Source organism: Streptomyces sp. V2I9 (genome assembly GCF_030817475.1).
Lineage (GTDB): Bacteria > Actinomycetota > Actinomycetes > Streptomycetales > Streptomycetaceae > Streptomyces.
The window spans coordinates 3,083,401-3,103,333 of the sequence record NZ_JAUSZJ010000002.1 but is presented as its reverse complement, the minus strand read 5'-3'; the positions used below and the strand labels follow the sequence as shown (position 1 = coordinate 3,103,333).

The 19,933-nt window shown below is 74.4% G+C and carries 12 protein-coding genes, 1 pseudogene and 1 riboswitch; of the genes and pseudogenes, 7 read left to right on the top strand and 6 right to left on the bottom strand.

Annotated elements, in window-relative coordinates; genetic code table 11:
• The first annotated feature begins 62 nt into the window (after positions 1-62).
• From QFZ71_RS13555 to QFZ71_RS13540, 4 genes and pseudogenes are all read left to right on the top strand, one after another.
• Positions 63-812 carry a MerR family transcriptional regulator gene (locus tag QFZ71_RS13555; protein ID WP_307668487.1) on the top strand — a complete coding sequence of 250 codons (750 nt, stop codon included), beginning with the start codon at positions 63-65 and terminating at the stop codon, positions 810-812.
• A gap of 141 nt (positions 813-953) precedes the next feature.
• Positions 954-2,174 carry a PP2C family protein-serine/threonine phosphatase gene (locus QFZ71_RS13550; protein WP_307668486.1) on the top strand — a complete coding sequence of 407 codons (1,221 nt, stop codon included), beginning with the start codon at positions 954-956 and terminating at the stop codon, positions 2,172-2,174.
• A 281-nt stretch (positions 2,175-2,455) separates the two neighbouring features.
• Positions 2,456-2,608, top strand: a riboswitch (cyclic di-AMP (ydaO/yuaA leader).
• 11 nt (positions 2,609-2,619) lie between these two features.
• A complete protein-coding gene (locus tag QFZ71_RS13545; protein WP_307668485.1) occupies positions 2,620-3,648 on the top strand; it encodes a M23 family metallopeptidase in 1,029 nt (342 codons plus the stop codon).
• A gap of 300 nt (positions 3,649-3,948) precedes the next feature.
• A pseudogene (locus tag QFZ71_RS13540) lies at positions 3,949-4,162 on the top strand (aldo/keto reductase); the annotation flags it as partial.
• A gap of 6 nt (positions 4,163-4,168) precedes the next feature.
• Here QFZ71_RS13540 and QFZ71_RS13535 read toward each other — a convergent pair.
• From QFZ71_RS13535 to QFZ71_RS13520, 4 genes are all read right to left on the bottom strand, one after another.
• Positions 4,169-5,671: a PrsW family intramembrane metalloprotease gene (locus QFZ71_RS13535; RefSeq protein WP_307668484.1), complete on the bottom strand. Its 1,503-nt coding sequence runs from the start codon at positions 5,669-5,671 to the stop codon at positions 4,169-4,171.
• A 186-nt stretch (positions 5,672-5,857) separates the two neighbouring features.
• Positions 5,858-6,805, bottom strand: a complete 948-nt coding sequence (gene trmB / locus QFZ71_RS13530) for a tRNA (guanosine(46)-N7)-methyltransferase TrmB (RefSeq protein WP_307668483.1) — start codon at positions 6,803-6,805, stop codon at positions 5,858-5,860.
• A complete protein-coding gene (gene lhgO / locus QFZ71_RS13525; protein ID WP_307668482.1) occupies positions 6,798-8,054 on the bottom strand; it encodes an L-2-hydroxyglutarate oxidase in 1,257 nt (418 codons plus the stop codon). The genes trmB and lhgO overlap by 8 nt, the downstream gene beginning before the upstream one ends.
• A 122-nt stretch (positions 8,055-8,176) precedes the next feature.
• Positions 8,177-9,754 carry a sporulation protein gene (locus QFZ71_RS13520; protein ID WP_307668481.1) on the bottom strand — a complete coding sequence of 526 codons (1,578 nt, stop codon included), beginning with the start codon at positions 9,752-9,754 and terminating at the stop codon, positions 8,177-8,179.
• 853 nt (positions 9,755-10,607) lie between these two features.
• Here QFZ71_RS13520 and QFZ71_RS13515 point away from each other — a divergent pair.
• A complete protein-coding gene (locus QFZ71_RS13515; RefSeq protein ID WP_307668480.1) occupies positions 10,608-12,728 on the top strand; it encodes an asparagine synthase-related protein in 2,121 nt (706 codons plus the stop codon).
• A 141-nt stretch (positions 12,729-12,869) separates the two neighbouring features.
• Here the strand turns inward: QFZ71_RS13515 and QFZ71_RS13510 are convergent, their stop codons facing one another.
• Positions 12,870-14,858, bottom strand: coding sequence for a sigma-70 family RNA polymerase sigma factor (locus QFZ71_RS13510; RefSeq protein WP_307668479.1), 1,989 nt, complete (start codon positions 14,856-14,858; stop codon positions 12,870-12,872).
• A 429-nt stretch (positions 14,859-15,287) separates the two neighbouring features.
• A complete protein-coding gene (locus tag QFZ71_RS13505) occupies positions 15,288-16,184 on the bottom strand; it encodes a TetR/AcrR family transcriptional regulator (RefSeq protein WP_307668478.1) in 897 nt (298 codons plus the stop codon).
• Positions 16,185-16,525: 341 nt separating this feature from the next.
• On the opposite strand from QFZ71_RS13505, the gene QFZ71_RS13500 reads away from it, so the two are divergent.
• Both QFZ71_RS13500 and QFZ71_RS13495 read left to right on the top strand, forming a co-directional pair.
• A complete protein-coding gene (locus QFZ71_RS13500; RefSeq protein ID WP_307668477.1) occupies positions 16,526-17,971 on the top strand; it encodes an NAD(P)/FAD-dependent oxidoreductase in 1,446 nt (481 codons plus the stop codon).
• A 264-nt stretch (positions 17,972-18,235) separates the two neighbouring features.
• Positions 18,236-19,903, top strand: a complete 1,668-nt coding sequence (locus tag QFZ71_RS13495; RefSeq protein ID WP_307668476.1) for a SpoIIE family protein phosphatase — start codon at positions 18,236-18,238, stop codon at positions 19,901-19,903.
• Positions 19,904-19,933: the final 30 nt, after the last annotated feature.

Sequence of the window (19,933 nt, the reverse complement as noted above, 5' to 3'; positions counted from 1 at the left end):
GGGCCGGGCCCGAGTGGGCGGTGCTTGACCTTGACGTAGCGTAAAGATCTAGCGTTTCCGGCATGGAGTGGTCCATTCAGGAAATCGCGCGCCGGGCCGGCACCACGAGCCGCACGCTCCGGCACTACGGGGACCTCGGGCTCCTCGCGCCGAGCCGGGTCGGGAGCAACGGCTACCGCTACTACGACCAGGACGCCCTCGTCCGGCTGCAGCGCATCCTGCTGCTGCGGGAGCTCGGGCTTTCGCTGCCCGCCATCAAGGACGTACTGGCGGGGCAGCGGGACACGGCGGTGGCGCTGCGGGCGCATCTGCGGCTGCTCGAACAGGAGCAGGCGCGCATCGGGCGGCAGATCGCCTCGGTGCGGACCACTCTCCACAAGACGCTGGAGGGAACGGAACTCATGGCTGACGAAGTGTTCGACGGCTTCGACCATACGGTGCACGAGCGGGAGGTCACCGAGCGCTGGGGCCGGGACGCGTACGAGGAGGGCGACCGCTGGTGGCGGTCGCTCGGAGCGACGGAGAAGAAGGCATTCCTGGACGAGCACGAGGCCATCGCGCGGGACTGGGGCCGGGCTCGCGGGGAAGGGCTCGCCGCCGACGGGCCCGAGGCGCAGGAGATCGCGCGGCGGCACTGCGCGTGGCTGGCGTCGTCGGCCAAGGAGCCCAGCCGTTCGTACGTGATCGGGCTCGGGGAGATGTATGTCGCCGATCCCCGGTTCGGGAAGAACTACGATCGCTACGGGGACGGCACCGCCGCCTTCGTACGGGACGCGCTGACGGTCTACGCGGAACACCGGCTCTCCGACTGACCACGGACGGCCGGGCCGTCGCCCGCACTCCCCCTATTCGGCCGATGAGGAGTCGCCGCTCGGCGCGGCTCCGGGAAGCCTGGGCGGGGCGCGGTACCGTCCGCAGCCGTGGGTGGACCGGGCAGGAGTACACAGGTGGGGATGGCCAAGGAACGGCGGGGCATGGCGCGGGGCGTCGATGCCGTCGGCCGCGCGGTGCTGGGTTCGCCGGAGGGTGAGGCGACGCCCGGCAGCCGGGGATCACGACGGTTCGTCCGGATGCTGCCCGCGCTGCTGATCGTCGGCGGGCTGGTCTTCGACGCGCTGACCCCGGCCAACTTCACCGCCGTCCCGCTGTTCGTCGCGGCACCGCTGATCGCCGCACCGTTCTTCTCGCTGTCCCGGACCGTCCGCACGGGCATCGCGGCGGTCCTCTCCGTCCTTGCGATGAGACTCTCCGATGGAACGTCCACCGAGGTGGTCCCGGCCATCGAGATGCTCACCGTGCTCACCGCCTCGGTGCTGGCCCTCGTCATCAACGGGGTCGTGCGGCGCAGCAACGAGCAACTGGCCTCGGCCCGCGTCATCGCGGAGACCGCCATGCGGGCCGTGCTGCCGACACCCCCCGAGCGGATCGGCGGGCTCCAGGTGGCCGCGCGGTACGAGGCGGCGCAGGCGGACGAGTTCGTGGGCGGTGACCTGTACGCCGTCGCCGACACCCCGTACGGCGTCCGCATGGTGGTGGGAGACGTGCGCGGCAAGGGGCTCGGGGCCGTCGAGGCGGTGGCGGTGATCATCGGGTCGTTCCGGGAGGCGGCCGAGCAGGAGCCTTCGCTGGAGGGCGTCGCGCAACGGCTGGAGCGCGCGCTCGCCAGGGAGGGGACGCGGCGCTACGGGCTGGACGTCATGGAGGGGTTCATCACCGCCGTGCTGGCCGAGATCCCGCCCGGCGCGGTCACGCTCCGTCTCGTCAACCGCGGCCACCCCGAGCCGATCCTGCTGCACGCGGACGGTGACCTGGAGGTGCTGGCGCCCTCCGTGCCGGCGCTGCCGCTGGGGATGGACCTGGGGGTGTGGCCGGACCGGGTCGACGAGTGGGAGATGCCGCCCGGAGCGACGCTGCTCGCCTTCACGGACGGCCTGTCCGAGGCGCGGAACGCCGACGGGTTCTTCTACGATCCGGCTGCGCGGCTGCGCGGCCGGATCTTCCCCGGCCCGGAGGAGCTGCTGTCGGCGCTCACCGACGACGTACGGCTGCACACCGGAGGGCGGGCCACGGACGACATGGCGCTGCTCGCGGTGGGCCGGCCGGCGGAGGGCCAGCCGGTGCGCCGGACGACGGTGCGGATCGTGGGCCGTCGGGACGGGCACGGCGACGGGTAGCGCGGGGGCGGCGCGACGGGCGGCGAGGCGGAGCGCGGCGGGGTGCAGGGCAATACCACGGTGCGTGATCGAAAGGCACCGCTCCGCATAACATTTGACACTCCGTCAGAAAAAGGAGTGTGGCTGATCGCTGGTCAAGTCGCCCGATTCGGCCCGCTTGCATCCTGTACATCCCCGCCTCGTTCGTTAATGATCAACAGGAACGGCTTGGAATCAGGCATGGGTGTCTATTAACGTTCGATAACGCAGCGCGGTCGTCACAGTCGTCGTCAGGACGGCGCCGCGCGCGAGCGCCGAATCCCGCAAGGGAACCGGGGAACCACCTCCATGGGGTGAATCGGACGCCTGCGTCTCGTGAGAGGCGGAGGGGCCCGTAGGAGACCTTCCTGCTCCGAACCCGTCAGCTAACCCGGTAGGCGAGAAGGAAGGAAAGGAGTGCGCCCACGTGGCGTCCAACAAGCCTGCCCCTGAGGCCGTGTCACCCTTCACCGCGAACGCCTACGGTGGCGCGGAGCGGTCCGAGGGTGAGTGGAATCCCACCGAGGACACCATCCGCCCCGTGCGCGGCAGGCACCGCGTGGCCAAGCAGCGTGGTCTGGCCCGTAGCTCCACCGTCCTCGGGGTCGGCGTGATCGCGGCCGTCGGAGCGGGCGGCATCGCCACCGCTCAGGACAAGGCCCCGGTCTCCATCTCTCTTCCCGATTCCATCGCGGACAATCTTCCCGACGCCAAGTCCCTTCCCGGCGTAGGGGCGTTGATGTCCGACGACGCGGAGGCCGCCCCGGTCGCCGCCGCTCCGCTGACCACCGCCGGGCTCACCGCCGCCGAGGCGGAGAGCGGTACCGACGCGGGCGAGGCCCTGCGGGCCCGGATCCTCCAGCAGGCCGAGCAGCAGCAGGCCGGCGCCGACGCCGAGGCCAAGGCCGCGGCGGAGAAGGCCGCGGCCGAGAAGGCGGCGGCGGAGGCCGCGGCGCAGCAGGACGAGGCCGAGAAGAAGGCCGCCGCGAAGAAGAAGGCCGCGGAGGAAGCGGCGAAGAAGAAGGCGGAGGAGGAGCGTCTCGCCAAGCTCGCCGCCAGCTTCTCCCTGCCCACGCCCTCGTACACGATCACCTCGACCTACGGGCAGTCCGGCGCGATGTGGTCCTCCGGCCAGCACACCGGCCTCGACTTCGCCGGGTCCACCGGTGCGCCGCTCAAGGCCGTGCACAGTGGCACGATCACGTCGGCCGGCTACTCCGGTTCGTACGGCTACCGCACCGTCCTCCAGCTGGAGGACGGCACGGAGATCTGGTACGCCCACCAGTCCTCCATCGAGGTCTCCGTCGGGCAGAAGGTGACCACCGGCCAGACCATCGGCCGCATGGGCGCCACCGGCAACGTCACCGGCACCCACCTCCACCTGGAGGTCCGCACCGCGGGCGGCTCCGCGATGGACCCGATGGCCTGGCTGAACAGCAAGGGCCTGCGGGTCTGAGCCACGGGGCCGGCCGCCTCGTCGGCCGCAGGCCGCCGATCTTCCTCCGCCGGCCCTCCCCGAAACCCCGGCAGCCCTGACGCACACCCCCCGACGTCAGGGCTGCCGGTCTGTCCGGGGCGGCCCGGCCCGGCATCGCACGTGGCCGAGCGGACGGGTACGGCGGCCGGGAGCGCACCGAAGCGGCCACGGACGGGCCTCGACGGGCGATCATCAGCGGATGAGGTCTGTCGCGGGGGCCCGGCCACGGATGGCGTACGCGGTGGAATGCCGGCCCGGACCGGCTCGTTGAACCCCCGCATAACTTCTGCGCGCACGCCCCTCGGCACCTCCGGCCTCCAGGTCTTCCCGCTCGCCCTCGGCGGCAACGTCTTCGGCTGGACGGCGGACGAGCACCCGTCCTTCGCCGTCCTGGACGCGTACGTGGCGGCCGGCAGCACCTTCGTCGACACCGCCGACGTGTACTGCGCCCGGGCCGAGGGCAACCGGGGCGGCGAGTCGGAGACCGTCCCCGCCCCGGCTACTGCGGCGGGCGGCGGTGGGTGTGCGGGGCGGGGGCGTGGCCGTGGGGCCGGGGCGGGCCGCCGTATCCGTGGCCGGGGGGCTGGACGGGGGGCTGCCCGTACGCCGGTGCCTGCGGACGGCCGTGACCGGGCGGGTTCCAGGGGGCGTTGCCGTACCCGTACCCGTACGGCGTCGGGGGGACGGCCCGGTGGGCCGCCGGGCGGGAGGTGAGGCGGGCCGCGTGGGTGAGGGCCGGGGCCGCGATCTCCCGGCGCTGCCAGAGATGGTGCAGCAACTCGCGCTCCCGCGCGCCGAAGTCCGGGCCCACCGCGCCGTGGCGGGCCCGGCGGCGCAGGCCCGCCAGGGAGGTCGCGAACGACTCGTACTCCGCGACCGCGCGGGCCGCCGCCCGGCCGCGGGTCCGGTCCTGCTGCCAGTGGCGGGCCAGGTCGCGGGCGACGCCCCGCGCCCGCATCGAGGAGAGCGCCGACGGCTCGGCGGGGGTGAGCCAGCCGGCCGCGGCGTACGCGGGCAGCTCTGCGGCGAGCGTACGCAGCTCCCGCTGGCGCGACCAGATCGCCAGCCAGGTCACCAGGGCGAAGGCGGGGACCATGACGATGCCGTACACCGCGTAGAAGCCGTACGGGCCGAAGGACGACGAGCCGTTCCACAGGGCGTGCAGCCCCATCGCCAGGACCAGGCCCAGCAAGGGCAGGGCGATCCGGCGGGCCCGGTGGCGACGGGCGCTGACGGCCGCGAAGCCGAAGCCGAGGCCGGTGAGCACGGTGAACAGGGGGTGCGCGAACGGCGACATCACGATCCGCACGAAGAACGTCCCCGCCGTCACCGAGGCGAACCCGGAGCTGCCGAGCAACTGGTCCTCGCCGAAGGCATTGCCCAGATAGAGGATGTTCTCGGTGAACGCGAACCCCGTCGCGGTGAACCCGGCGACGACGACGCCGTCCACCACTCCGCTGAACTCCCGTCTGCGGAACAGGAAGATCAGCAGGACGGCCGCCGCCTTGGCGCTCTCCTCGACCACGGGGGCGATCACCGTCGCCCCCAGGGTGTCCGCGCTCGCCGGGTCGGCCGTCGCGGTGGCTATCCAGCGCGTGGCGAAGGAGTTGGCGATGATCGCGACGAGCGCGGCGGCGCACGCGCCCCAGGCGAAGGAGAACAGGAGGTTCCGCCAGGGCCCCGGCTCGACCCGGTCCAGCCAGCGGAACGCCGCCATCAGCAGCGGGACGGGCAGGACCGCGAGGCCGAGACCGACCAGGAAACCCTCGGGGCCGGTCTGTTCGCGGACGAGGGCGAGGATCACCAGTCCGCACAGCAGGAGCGCCACGATCACCGCCCCGGCGCGGAACACCTTGCTGCGCCACACCATGCCGACGCGGCGCGGCCGGTAACGCTGTCGGCCGCGCTCCGGCGCGGCGCCCAGGACCTCGTCGAGCCGCTGCTCGTGGAGGACCGGGACGGCGGGCCGCGCCTGCTGATACCGCACGGAGGGGTCGGACACCTCTCGACCCTAACGAGGTGCGCCGACACCCGGCGACGGCGCATCCGGCCAGGACATGGCCGTACGCCGTCGTGCGCGGGCGCGGCGGACCGTGCGACACCGACCGTGGGCGGCCGCTTCGCCGGACGGGCCGGCCGGCCGGGGCCGGGGAGATCCTGGCCGGCCCCGGCGGGTGCGCGTGCGGCGTCAGACGCGGGCGAACAGCAGGTCGTGGACGACGTGCCCCTTGTCCAGCCCCTGTCCCTCGAACCGGGTGAGCGGCCGGAACGCGGGGCGCGGGGCGTATCCGCCGCCGGCCGCGGTGTTCTCGAAGCGGGGGTGGGCGGTGAGCACCTCCAGCATCTGCTCCGCGTACGGCTCCCAGTCGGTGGCGCAGTGGACGATCGCGCCGGGCTTGAGCACCGGGGCGACCAGGTCCAGGAACTCGGGCTGGATGAGCCGCCGCTTGTGGTGGCGGGCCTTGGGCCACGGGTCGGGGAAGTAGACCCGCAGGCCGTCGAGCGACGCGGGGGCGAGCATCTCGCGCAGCAGGATGATCGCGTCGCCGTTGGCCACCCGTACGTTCGTCGAGCCCGCCTTGTCCGCGAGGCCGAGCAGATTGCCCTGGCCGGGGGTGTGGACGTCGACCGCGAGGATGCCGGTGCCGGGGTCGTCGGCCGCCATCTGCGCGGTGGCCTCGCCCATGCCGAAGCCGATCTCCAGGACCACGGGCAGCCCGTCGAACAGGTCGGCGAGATCCAGGACCCGCTTGCCGTCGATGTCCAGGCCCCACTTCGGCCACAGGCGTTCCAGGGACTCCTGCTGGCCGGTGGTGACCCGGCTGCGGCGCGGCTGGAAGCTGCGGATGCGGCGCTCGTGGTGCGAGCCGGCCGGGTCGGCGGCGGGGCCGCCGGGGAAACGGGGCTCCTGCCGCAGCCGGCGCGCGCGCTCGAAGGAGGCGGCCCGCAGCGCGGCGGCCTCGTCGGGGGACGCGGCGGCGGGCGGACCGTCCGTGAGCGCGTCGGCCGCCGTGGAGCCGGTCGGTGCGGGAGTGCCCGGCTCGGGAGCGGTCGGCTCCGGGGCGACGGGCCCCGCGTCGGCCGCGGCGTCCTCGTGGGCTTCGGCGGGGCTGGGGTTCAGGGGCTGCTCAGACACAATGACCGGATTCTACGGCGGGCGGCTTCCACCCCGTCCCCTGAGCCCGGCGCAGCGCCAGCCGCGCCACCTCCCGTCCGATGGGCAGGCACGCCGTCGCGGCGGGCGACGGGGCGTTGAGCACGTGCACGGTGTGCGGGGCCTCGCGGATGAGGAAGTCGTCGACCAGCGTGCCGTCCCTCAGCACCGCCTGGGCCCGCACCCCGGCGGGCGAGGGGCGCAGGTCGTCCTCGGTGACGGCGGGCAGCAGCCGCTGGACGGCACGGGTGAACGCGGACCGGGACAGCGAGCGGTGCACCTCGCCCGCCCCGTACCGCCAGTGGCGGCGGGCGATCTGCCAGGTGCCCGGCCAGCTCAGCGTGGACAGCAGGTCACCAGGGCGGACCCGCGGCCAGGCGTACCCCTCACGGGCCAGCGCGGGGACCGCGTTCGGCCCGACGTGGACCGAGCCGTCGAAACCCCGCGTGAGGTGGACGCCGAGGAAGGGGAACGCCGGGTCCGGCACCGGGTAGACCAGGCCGCGCACCAGCTCGGGGCGGTCCAGCGCGTAGTACTCGCCCCGGAACGGCACGATCCGCACCCCCGGATCGTCCCCGGCGAGGCGGGCCACCCGGTCGCTGTGCAGCCCCGCGCAGTTGACCAGCGTCCGGGCCCGCACGACCAGGCCGTCCGCCGTGCGCACCGCCACGCCCCAGGGGCGGCGGTCGATCGCGGTGACCTCCGCGCCGTACCGCACGATGCCGCCGGCGGCGCCGATCTCGGCGGCGAAGCGGTGGGCGACGGCGGTGAAGTCGCAGACGCCCGTGGTGCCGACCCGGATCGCCGCCGGCCCCCGCACCTCCGGCTCGTACTCCGCGATCTGGGCGGGGCCCAGCTCCCGCACGGGCAGCCCGTGCGCGCGGCCGCGCTGCACCAGGGAGTGCAGCCGGGGCAGCTCGGAGCGGTCGGTGGCGACGATCAGCTTGCCGGTGGTGGCGTGGGCGATGGCGTGCTCGGCGCAGAACTCCGCCAGCTCGGCGGAGCCGCGCAGCGCGTAGCGGGCCTTGAGGGAGCCGGGGCGGTAGTAGATACCGCTGTGGACCACGCCGCTGTTGCGGCCGGTCTGGTGGCGCGCGGGGCCGCTCTCCTTCTCCAGCACCGTCACCCGCGCGCCCGGAGCGGCCCGCGTCAGCGCGTACGCGGTCGACAGACCGACGATTCCGCCACCGATCACCAGCACATCGCAGTCGTACGCCGCGTGCGTCATCATCACGCCACCTCCCACCCCGATAGTGCACTGACCCACTGACAACGGGCTCAAACCCGGATCGGGCAGGGCGTGGCGCGCAGTCCGGGCGGCGGGGGGCCCGCCGGCCGGAGCGCGCGCCCGGTTCAGACCTGGGTGACCAGCAGCGGGCGGGCCCGTTCCCGCAGCTCCGCGACGCGGGGCTCGTCCCCGTACGGCTCCAGGCGGTGGAGCAGATCGCGTACGTACTCGGTGGTGCGGGCCGAGGAGATCCGTCCGGCGACCTCCACCGCCCGGGTGCCCGCCGCGCAGGCCGCGTCCAGGTTGCCCGACTCCAGCTCGGCGACGGCGGAGACGACGAGCCGCAGTCCGTGGCTGCGGACGAACTCCTCGGTCGGCCGGGACAGCGCCTGCTCGGTGAAGCGCCGCACCTGGCGGGGGGCCTTCAGGTCGCGGTAGCACTCGGCGGCGTCGGCGGCGAACCGGTCGTACCCGTAGAAGCCGAGCCAGGGCGGGTCGGAGTCGCCCGCCCGCGCCCGTTCCAGCCAGCTCTCCGCGCCCTTGAGCGCGGCCCCCGCGGCCGGAGCGTCGCCGGCCTTCGCATGGGCGCGTGCCTCCACCAGCCGGAAGAAGCTCATGGTGCGGGCGGTGGCGAGGCCGCGGTTGCGCTCGACGGCGGCCTGGGCGAGGTCCACGCCCTCGTCGGCGAAGCCGCGGTAGGTCGCCTGGAGGGACATCGAGGCGAGGACGTAGCCGCCGAGCGGGACGTCGGCGGCGGCGCGGGCCAGGCGCAGGGCCTGGATGTAGTAGCGCTGGGCGGCCTCCTGCTGGCCGGTGTCGAAGGCCATCCAGCCGGCCAGCCGGGTCAGCTCGGCGGACGCGCCGAACAGGGCCCGCCCGACCTCGTCGGTGTACGAGCCGAGGAGCAGGGGCGCGGCGTCCACGCGTAAGCACTCGGGAACCATGGAGGAGCGCCAGTCGCCGCCGCCGTACTTGGAGTCCCAGCGCCGGGCGTCCTGCGCCGCCTCGCGCAGCTTCGTCACATCGCTGTGGCCGACCCGCAGCGGCGAGGCGTCCGCCACCGACTCCGGGCCGGGCTGGACGGGCACGGAGCCGGCCGCGCCGCCGGGGTGGAGAAGGTGTGCGCCCCTCGCGTCCGGTACCGCCCCGGAGCCGCGGGCCCCCGCGGGGCCGGGGCCGTCTCCCGAGCCGCCGCGCGCACCGAGGTGCGCCGCCTGAGCCGCCGTCGGGTCACGGGCCACCGACGGATCGGCGGGGGTTATCAGCCAGCGGGAGGCGGGCGTCGCGTAGGCGCTCACCGAGAACGATCCCGCCAGGGACTGCCAGATCCCGCCGCCGCCCCGCCGTCCGGCCAGATCCAGCCGGTACAGCTCGGTCGCCGACCGGACCGCCTCGCCCACGTCCCGCGGGAAGGCGAGGCCGACCTCCGGGGCCGGGTCCGCGTCGGCGAGGCCGATCTCGTGCAGCGGGACCGGCCGGCCGAGTTTGGCCCCGATCGCCGCCGCGATGAGATGCGGCGCCGCGCCCTGCGGCACCATCCCCTTGGCGACCCACCGGGCCACCGAGGTCTTGTCGTAGCGAAGTGTCAGACCGCGCTGTGCTCCGAGGTCGTTGACCCGCCGGGCGAGCCCGGCGTTACTGATTCCCGCGAGGGCGAGAACCGTGCCGAGCTTCTCGTTCGGCCCGCGTTGCTCCCTGGACATGCGCCACCCCTCGACACACAGACAGCCGCCGCGTCACCGAGGACGGTGCGCGGCATTCGTGCCGATGCCTCCCCAGGTTCGAACCCTCGTACTCCGCCTGCACACGCCTTTGGCTGAGCCCCGAGGAATATGCCCCCCTGTCGAGAACACCGGTAAACACAGCGTAGTTCTCCCTATCCCTACCGTTAAGGGGCGGACGTCCGGATGGCGGGATTGTTGTCGGTGCGGGCGGTCGGGTCCGCCCCGGCGGCGGCCGTCCGCCGGGGCGCGGCGTGCTCCCGGTGTGTGGCCGTGCGCCCGGCCGTGCGCTCTGGCCCGGTCACCGCCCGGCCGCTTGTCTGGGTCCTGCGTGGGTCGGCCCGCTGCACTGGACTCAGTGGGCTGGGGGAAACCGCCGCCTCATTCCCCGCGGGCGGCGGACCGGTCCGGGAGGTGAGGCCCACCTCCCGGACTGTGCGTGGAAGGGCCGCCAGGGGGGCGCGGCACGGTACGCGCGCAGGGTGGCGCTTCGAGAGAATGGCCGAATAGCGACGGTCCGGTGAGGGTCTGGCCAACGGTCCGACTATGGCCGGATATCGACGCTGTTTCCGGGCGGCGCCGGCCCCTCCCCCGCCAGGGGGGCGGGCCGGAGCGGCGCGGCAGGCGAAGGACTCCGCCTCCACAACTCCTGGAACCGGCAGTTCCGTTGCTGTCGCCGCGGTGGAGAACGCGGCGGGCCTTTGCCAGGGGCGCATGCTCTTCCGGCGTGCGCCGCCCGTACACCCTCTCCTGCGGCATTGTCGTGGCAGCATGTCCCGCAGCGGCGTTCTCGTTCATCCGGTGCGCCGTTTGTCCACAGCCTGTGGAGGCGGCGATGCGTTGGTTGGTGGGATGGAGCAGTATCGCCGCGAGCTTCGGCACCGCCGGCACCGCCGCCGCGGTCGGAAACGGCGGACAGGGGCGCACGGTTCACCCCGTGGGCTCCCAACTCCTCTGGGGCGACCCCGATCCACTCTGGGCGGTCGGTGACTGGCGGCCCGACGAGATCCGCGTCATCGGCGTCGTGACCCCCGAAGGGGCCCCCACCGCCCGCCTCGCGGTCCTCGGCTGCTGCGGCGCCACCGACGAACAGCTGCGCGTCGGACTGCTCTCCGCACGCGGTGGCGCGATGCGCCACCTCACCGCCTGGCCCGGCAGTTACACCGCTGTCGTGCAGATCGGCCGCCGTATCACCGTCGCCGGTGACCTGGCCGGCGCCCGGCCCGTCTTCCACACCCCCTGGGCGGGCGGCACCGCCTTCGCCACCGCCGCCCTGCCGCTCGCCGACCTCATCGAGGCCCAGCTCGACATCGGACACCTCGCCGCGCTGCTCGCCTGCCCCGAGTCCCCCGAGGCGCTCGGCGACGGCACGCCCTACGTCGGGGTGAAACGGGTCCCGCCGGGGCACGCGCTCATCCTGCGCGAGGGCTCGCGGGAGATCACCGGGTACGAAGCCGTCGCCTCCCTCGCCGTCGCCGCACCCCAGACCGACCCGGTGCACGCCGTGGAAGGGGTACGGGACGCGCTCGTCGAAGCCGTACGCGCCCGGCTCACGGCCCCCCGCCACGCGCCGGAGGCCGCGCCGCCGGATCCGGGGCCCGTCCCCGGCATGGGCCCGGCCGACCGGCGCGCGGCCCGTGGCGGACCCGTGGCGGGCATCGGCGCCGACCTCTCCGGAGGAAGCGCCTCCGCCACCCTCGCCCTGCTCGCCTCCGGGCTGCCCGGACTCCCCGGCACCCTCCTCGGCCACGGCGCCGGGGCGGGGGAGCGGCTGCTCGCCGTCACCTTCAACGACCTCACCACCCGCGGCGACGAGGAGGAGCTGGAGCGGGCCCACGCCATCGCCGCCGACCCGCGCCTGCACCACGTGGTCGTCGCCGCGGGCGAAGAGGCCCTGCCGTACGCGTCGTTGGAGACCGGGCCGCTCACCGACGAACCGGCCCCCTCCCTCGTCCTCGCCGAACGCCACCGCCGCCGGCTCTCCGCGGGCAGCGCGGACCACCTCGTCGGCCACGGGGCCCGGCAGGTTCTGGACGCACACCCGGCCCGTCTCGCCGACCTCCTGATGGACCGGCGCAGACGCCACCTCCTCCGTCCCGTCGCCGCCCTCACCAAGGCCGAAGGACCCACGGCGCACTCCCTGTTCGTCCCGCTGACGGTCTACCGCGCCGCCCGCCGCCTCGCCCGTACGTCGTACCGCACCGGCCTGGAGACCGCCGCCGGACTCCTTCCCGACGCCAACCGCCGCGCCCCCGAGCTCACCACCCCCGCCGACGCCTCGCTCGCCGCCCTCGCCTGGTCGCGTCCGGGCCCCGCGGCGCGCTGGCTGACGGGAGAGGCGCTGGCCGAAGTATCGGTTCGCCTCCAGGAGGCCGCGATCCGGCCCACCTCCGTGCAGCGGCCGGGGGAGGCCCGCGCCCGCGCCGCCCTCGCGCGGGGGGCCGCCGACCACCGGATCCTGGAACAGGCCACGGAGATCCGCAGCCAGCGCCTGCACGCCCCGTACCTCGACAACCAGGTCGTCCGGGCGGCCCGAGCCCTGCCCGAGTCGCTCCGCGTCCAGCCCGGCGCACGGGCGGCGATCCTGCGCCGGGTGCTCGGCGGGGCGGGCATCCACGACCTGCCGCCCGGCTGGGGCGCGCCCTCCCAGGCCACCTCCACCGCTGTCACCCGGACCGGCCTGCGCATGGCCCTGCCCGATCTGATGGCCCTCTTCGACGCCCCGCTGCTGGCCGACGCGGGGCTGGTCGAGGCGCGAGTGGTCCGCAAGGCCCTGCGCGCCGCCTCCGAGGGCGAACCGCTGCCCCTGGACGGCCTGGCGGACCTCGCCTCCACCGAACTGTGGCTGCGCCGCCTGCTGAACCGCCGCGGCACCTGCTGGACCGGTACGGCCGCTCCGCGCCGGCGCGCGGTCGCGGGCGGCGTGATGCCCGCCCGGCGCACACTCCAGCCCTGACCGGAACACCCGACCGGAAGCGGCGACCGGAAGGGGCGACCGGTCGGCCGGGAGCGGACGGCGGGCCCATAAGGCGGGGGCCGGTGCCGTGCGCGTACGGGCTTCCCGCGCGGGCCGGCCGCCCCGTGGTCCCCGTCCGGCTCAGGAGCAGCTGATCCGGGACTCCGCCCAGTCGGCGAGCGCCACCTGGCCGAACGTTCCCTCCGGCTCCACCACGAGGCGGATCGAGGACTGACCGGAGATGTCCACGCTCACCGGGACGGCGGGATCACCGCCCGCCATCACCGGGGAGCGCCAGAGCCGCGCGCCGTCCCCGTCGAACACGGAGAAGCGCACCGCACCGAGTCCCATGGTCAGGTCGTCCACCCCGACCATGGCCTCGTAGCGGGTGCACGTCCGGTTCAGCCGGATGGTCACCGAGGAGCGGCCGTGCACGGTCACTCCGTGCGCGTAACGGGTGGAGGCGATCGACACGTCGGAACGCTGCCAGATCCAACTGCTCTGCCCCATCACCACCTCCGGCTCGCTGCGGTCGCCGAGGAAGGAGTACGACAACTCGCTGACCTGGTACACCTCCGGCGCGGGCGGCGGTGGTGCGGGCTCCGGCGGGGTCGGCGTCGGCGAGGGCTCCGGCGGCGGGCTCGGCGAGGGCTCCGGCGGCGGCTCGGGGGAGGGCGTGGGGCTCGGCGTCGGCTCGGGGGCCGGCTCGGACGGGGACGGCTCCGGAGACGCGGGCGGCACGGCGGCCGGCGGTTCGGGCGTCGGCTCGGGGGACGGCGGCGCGGGCTTCGGAGTGGGGTCCGCCGGCGCCACGGCGGGCGGCTTCGCGACCGGCTTGGGCTCCGGCTTCGGCTGGTCGTCGCCGACCAGCGCCCACACCAGCCCGGCAGCGGCGGCCACCGTCACGGCTGCGGCGATCCCGGCCTTGGCGGGCGCGCCGAGTCCTTCGGAGGCCGCCGCGCCCCCGGCGGCCCCGGCCGAGCCACCGGGCCCGGTGGCCGCCGCTGCGGCACCCGCCCCCGCCGCCCCGACCGCGCCGCCGGCCACGACACCCGCGGCCTTGAGCGCGTATCCGGCGGCGAACCACCCGATGACCGCGACAGGCAGCAGCGCCGGAATCCCGGCGTTCACCTGCTCCAGCTCGCCTGCGGCCACCCGGCACTTCGCGCACTCGTCGAGGTGCTTGCGCAGGCCGCGTTCGGCGCGGGTGCGCAGCCCGCCGCGGGCGTGCGCGCCGAGCCGGTCGGCGTACTGCGCGCAGTCTCCGCCGGTGCTGAGCGCCTGGCTGACGTGGGCCTGGAGATACGCCTGCTTGAGCCCTTCGCGGGCCCGGCTGGCCAGGACGGCGGTGGCGTTGGCGGTGAGCCCGAACAGCGGGGCGATCTCGCTCGGGGACTCCTCCTCCACCGTGGTGTGCCACAGGACCGCCTGCCAGCGCTCCGGGAGGCTCCGGAACGCCTGCATCGCCATCGTCTGCTCGGCCTCGTGCATCGCCAGGACGTCGGCGCCGAGTTCGAGGGTGTCGTCGTCGGAGAGCTCGGAGGAGCGGGTGGCCTGTGCGGCGAACACCGCGAAGTCGTCGACCAGATGCTCGCGCTTGGCGCTCTTCGTCCAGGCGGCCGCGACATGGCGGACGGCGGTCATCAGATAGGCCCGGACCGCTTCCGTGGGCCCCTTTCCGCCCCGTACGGCCTGGAGCGTGCGCGCGAACACCTCAGCCGTCAGGTCGTCGGCCGTGTGCCCGTCCCGGCAGCAGCTGCGGGCGTAGCGGAGGACGGCGGCCGAATGGCGCCGGAACAGCTCCTCGTACGCCTGGTCGTCGCCGGCCCGCATGTCCTCGATCAGCCGGGCGTCGGAGAGCCCGGACTCGGGAGCCCCGCTGCGGCCGGCGCGCTGCTGCGGAACCGCGTGCGGGCCGGCCCCCGTCCCGGCGGCTCCTGCGGGAACGTCCTCCTCGGCGACGGCGGGCCACGGGCCGGGCAGGACGGTGCCGCCCCCGGTCTCACCGTCCGACGGACCGCGTACGGCCTGGACCGGCACGTGCCCGGCGGGTCGCCCGGCGGCCTTCGTGTCCTTGCCGGCCGCAGCGATCTCGTCGAGCGGCTCCTCCTGCTGCTCGTTACCGCTCATCGCGGAAGCCCCCGTAACACGCTCGGACCCGAATACCGGCCAAGACTGCCACATGGCTCAATCCCCTTGGCCCCTCGGTCCTGCCAACCACTCATCCGGGGCGTTTTCTGGTACGGGAGTACTAGACATCCCTCGTTCGGGGAATGGGTCTTTGCTGTTCGGCCCCCGGTCGGCCCCCTGCTCTCCAGGCCCGACCGCCGAGGCCGACGACCCGCCCCGGCCGGCACGTCCGGCGGGGCGGATGACAACGGAGGGACCCGGACGGAGGCGGGCGGGTCACGCCACGGAAGCACCAGGTGCGGGACGGCAGGCGCAAGGCCACGCGCACACGGGCCGCCGGCACACGACGACGGACGGCAGGCGCGGCGCGGCAGCATGGCCGCCCCCGCCCCGGCCGTCCCGCCGATCACGGCCTCGCCCCGGGGGGCGTCACGCGGGGCGCGACCGCAGACCCTCCAGGAGGATGTCCAGCAACCGGGCCGAGGCCGCGGCCTGCTGAGCGGCGTCCGGCAGCGAAGGAGCCGCCGTGGCGATCACCAGCAGCACATCCGCGACCGTCACGTCCCGGCGCAGCTCGCCGGACTCCCGCGCCCGGTCCACCAGCCGCCCCACGACCTCCAGCAGCTCGCCCGCGCCGGTGTCCTCACCGAGCCCGTCCAGCCCGTCGGCCCCGCCGGAGCGCGGGCCGACGACCCGGACGTCGTCCTGCCCCACACCCTGCCGCTGCTGCGGAACACGGGTCTCGTCGCCCGCGCCCGGAGCCGCCGGGCCGCCCGGCTCCTCCGCGTCCGCCCCGACCCTCAGCACCTGCGGCGGCAGCAGCCTGCCCGCGCCCGACGCCACCGACGTACGCAGGAAGCGCGAGAGAGCCGCCCAGGGCTTCTCCTCCTGCCCCAGCGCCGTACGCGCCTGCTCGGTCAGCCGGGAGGTCTCCTCCTCGGCTATCCGTCGCACCAGCACGTCCTTGGACGGGAAGCGCCGGTAGACCGTGCCCACACCGACGCGCGCGCGACGTGCCACGTCCTCCATCGGAGCGCCGTAACCGAGCTCCCCGAACACCTCGCGCGCCGCCCGCAGCACATGCTCCAGATTCCGTTGAGCGTCGACCCGCAACGGAGCCGAGCGAGGAGCGTGCGCTCCACCCGCCGCCCCGTTCGGACCCTGCCCGGCGATCGACGAACTCAACGCGGCGGCGCTCACAGCGGCCGCGGAACGAACGGCGTCGGCCGAGCTCATGACCCCGAGCGCACCCACGGAGCCGAGGCGTCCCTGGTCCTCGGACGGGCGCGAGAGCGCAGCCTGGCCATGCATATCCTGAATGTGCATAACTTCCCCCGGTTATGACGTCTCCCCCCGGAGACTTCCCGCCGTTTCGGACGAGGAGCGGAGCACAACGAATCCGCACCCGCACCCCGACGGGTAACGAACATAGTTGAGCCCGCGTCAATTCAGAAGGGGGTTGTTCCGCATGAGGCGGCCCCCGGACGGGCCAAGCTCCGGTGCACGCAGGGAGAACGCCCTCTCGGCCACCCCCTGCGTAGCGCCTGACCTGCGCGGCTGCGGTCCCGCGCCGCGCACGGGCACCGGGCGCCGCTGAGAGCACTCCGGTCACACAATTTGCCGGGCCTGTGGACAAACCACTGACTCCGTTGCGTCATGGGGTGGTGATGGCTCCAGATTCCCGGGGGACGGCCCCCGGCACCCGGCCAGGTGTACGCATTCTCGTCGTCGGCGGCGGCTACGTCGGGATGTACACAGCGCTGCGTCTCCAGCGGAAGTTGAAGCGGAGACTGAGAAGCGGCGACGCCGAGATCGTGGTCGTCACGCCCGAGCCGTACATGACGTACCAGCCCTTCCTCCCCGAAGCGGCCGCCGGCTCGATCTCGCCGCGCCACGTCGTCGTGCCGCTGCGCCGCGTCCTGAACGACTGCCGGATCGTCATCGGCGAGGTCCGGCGGCTCGACCACGCCGAGCGGACCGCGACGGTCGCCACCCTCGCCACCGCCGAGGACGGCACCGGGACCCAGGAGATCGCGTACGACGAGGTCGTCATCGCCCCCGGGTCCGTATCGCGCACCCTGCCCATTCCCGGCCTGGCCGCATTCGGCATCGGTTTCAAGACCGTCGAGGAGGCCATCGGGCTGCGCAACCACGTCATCGAACAGATGGACATTGCCTCCGCCACCCGTGACCCCGCGATCCGCGACGCCGCCCTGACCTTCGTCTTCGTCGGCGGCGGCTACGCGGGCGTGGAGGCGCTGGCCGAGCTGGAGGACATGGCCCGGTACACCGCGCGGTACTACCACAACATCAAGCCGGCCGACCTGAAATGGATTCTCGTCGAGGCCTCCGGGCGCATCCTCCCCGAGGTAGGCGAGGCCATGGGCACGTACGCCATCGGCGAGCTGCGCGGCCGCAACATCGACGTCCGTCTCGAAACCCGCCTCGACACCTGCGAGAACCGCGTCGCGGTCCTCAGCGACGGCTCCCGCTTCCCCACCCGGACCCTCGTCTGGACCGCGGGCGTCAGACCGGCCCCGCTGCTGGCCGCCACCGGCCTGCCCCTCACCGAACGCGGCCGGCTCCGCTGCACCGCCTCCCTCGGAGTCGAGGGCACGCCGCACGCCTGGGCCGCCGGCGACGCCGCGGCCGTACCCGACCTGACAGCCTCGGAACCGGGGCGCGAGACCGCGCCCAACGCCCAGCACGCGGTGCGCCAGGCGAAGGTCCTCGCCGACAACGTCCTCGCCTCGATCGACGGCCGGCCGCTGGAGGAGTACCGGCACGCGTACGCCGGGTCCGTCGCCTCCCTCGGCCTGCACAAGGGCGTCGCCCATGTCTACGGCCGCAAGCTCAAGGGCTACCCGGCCTGGCTGATGCACCGCGTGTACCACCTCAGCCGGGTGCCGACGTTCAACCGGAAGGCGCGCGTCCTTGCCGAATGGACCCTGTCCGGCCTCTTCAAACGGGAGATCGTCTCCCTCGGTTCGCTGGAGCACCCCCGCGCCGAGTTCGCCCTCGCGGCGGGCGGCTCCGTCACTCCGGAGATTCCCCGCCCCGGCCGCCCCGGAGACGGGGAGGAACCGCCGGAGCACCGTCGGACGGGCGGCTGAAGGACTGCTGACGGGCCGTCGACGGGGCGGCGGAACGGCAACTGTCAGTACGGTCGGTCACACTGGACGTGTGACCATAGGTGGGCCCACACCTGCACAGAGTGACCCGGTCGGCAGTGACCAACAGTGACCAGCAGCGACGCACCGCCAGCACGACGAGGCCCGGCTGCGCCTTCCCGGGGGACGGCCCCCGGTGCACCGAACAACGGCAGAAGAAGCAGCCCGCCCGAGCGGACCAGACCGACACACGAGGCCAGAAATACCGTGAACTTCACGCGTTGGAGCGCCCGCCTTCCCGGAACGCAGCGCCGAGCCGCCGCCGCACGGGACGACCGCAGTCCTGTGCCGGCCGCCCGAGCCGAGTCCGCCCGCCCGGACGGCTCGCCCGCCCCGCCGGACGACGCCTCCCCGGCGCCCGGCGACCACGCCGCGCCGGAGGCCGTCCCCGGACCCGCCCTCGACGACCTGTCCGCCTGCGAGATCCTCGGCCGGCTCCCCGCCCCCGTCGCCCTGCTGCACGGCCCCGACCACCGGATCGCCTACGTCAACGACGCCTACGCGACCGCGTTCGGCCCCCGCCCGTCCGGCGTCCCCGCCGCCGCGGCCATGCCCGAGCTCGCCCAGCTCAGCGTGCTCCCCCTGCTCGACCAGGTCCTGCGCAGCGGCACCGCCCGCACGGTCAAGTCCCGCAGAACCCCCGGAGGGGGCTCGTACACCGTCACCTGCACCCCGGTCGCCGGAGAGAAGGGCGTCCTCGTCTACGCCGCCGACGTCACCGACCACGCCGAGGCCGCCGAACGCCTGCGCACCAGCGAGCGCCGCCACCGCGAGACGGCCGTCACCCTCCAGCGCTCCCTGCTCCCGCAGGAGCTGGAGCAGCCCGACGACCTCCGTATCGCCGCCACCTACCAGCCCGGCGGCACCGACGCCGCCGTCGGAGGCGACTGGTACGACGTCATCACCCTCGGCGCGGGGCGCACCGCCCTCGTCATCGGCGACGTGATGGGCCGCGGGGTCCGGGCCGCCGCCGTGATGGGACAGCTCCGCACGGCGGTCCGCGCCTACGCCCGCCTCGACCTCCCGCCGCACGAGGTCATCCAGCTGCTGGACGTCCTCGCCGCCGAGATCGACGCCAGCCAGATCGCGACCTGCGTCTACGCCGTCCACGACCCCAACGAGGAGCAGCTCGTCTACGCCTCCGCCGGGCACCTCCCGATCCTCGTCAGCGACGAGGACGGCACGGTCCACCGGGCCGCCGACCCCACCGGCCCTCCGCTCGGCACCGGCGGCTGGGTGCACACCTCCGGGACGATCGCGCTGCCGCCCGGCTCCACCGCCGTCCTCTATACGGACGGGCTGGTCGAACGGCGCAGCGAAGACATCGACGAGGGCGTCGCCGCCCTGGCCCGCGCCCTCTCCGGCGCCAAGGGCTCACCGCAGGTGGTCTGCGACCGGCTGATCCGCTCCCTCGGCGTGACCGCCGAGCACGACGACGACGTGGCGGTCCTGGTCGTCCAGCACCCCGCGCGCACGGGGGCGCACGCGGAGCTGTTCCACAACGCGGCGCTCGACCTCCTGGGCGGTATCGAGGCCGCCCCGCGCGCCCGCGCCTTCGCCACCGGGGTGCTGACCTCCTGGCGCTTCCCGGTCGAGCTGCGCGATCTGGGCGTGCTCGCCACCAGCGAGCTGGTCGCCAACTCCCTCCAGCACGGCACACCGCCGATGCGCCTGGGGCTGAGACGTACGGACCGCCGCCTGATCATCGAGGTCACCGACGGCGACGACCACCTGCCGCGCCGCCGCCAGGCCGAACCGGCGGACGAGGCGGGACGCGGCATCTCGATCATCGCCTCGATCGCCACCTCGTGGGGCAGCCGCCGTACTCCGGGGGGCGGCAAGGCGGTCTGGTGCGAGTTCGCCCTGCCGCAGTGAGCAGGGCGAACACGGAACAGGGGGGCCGGG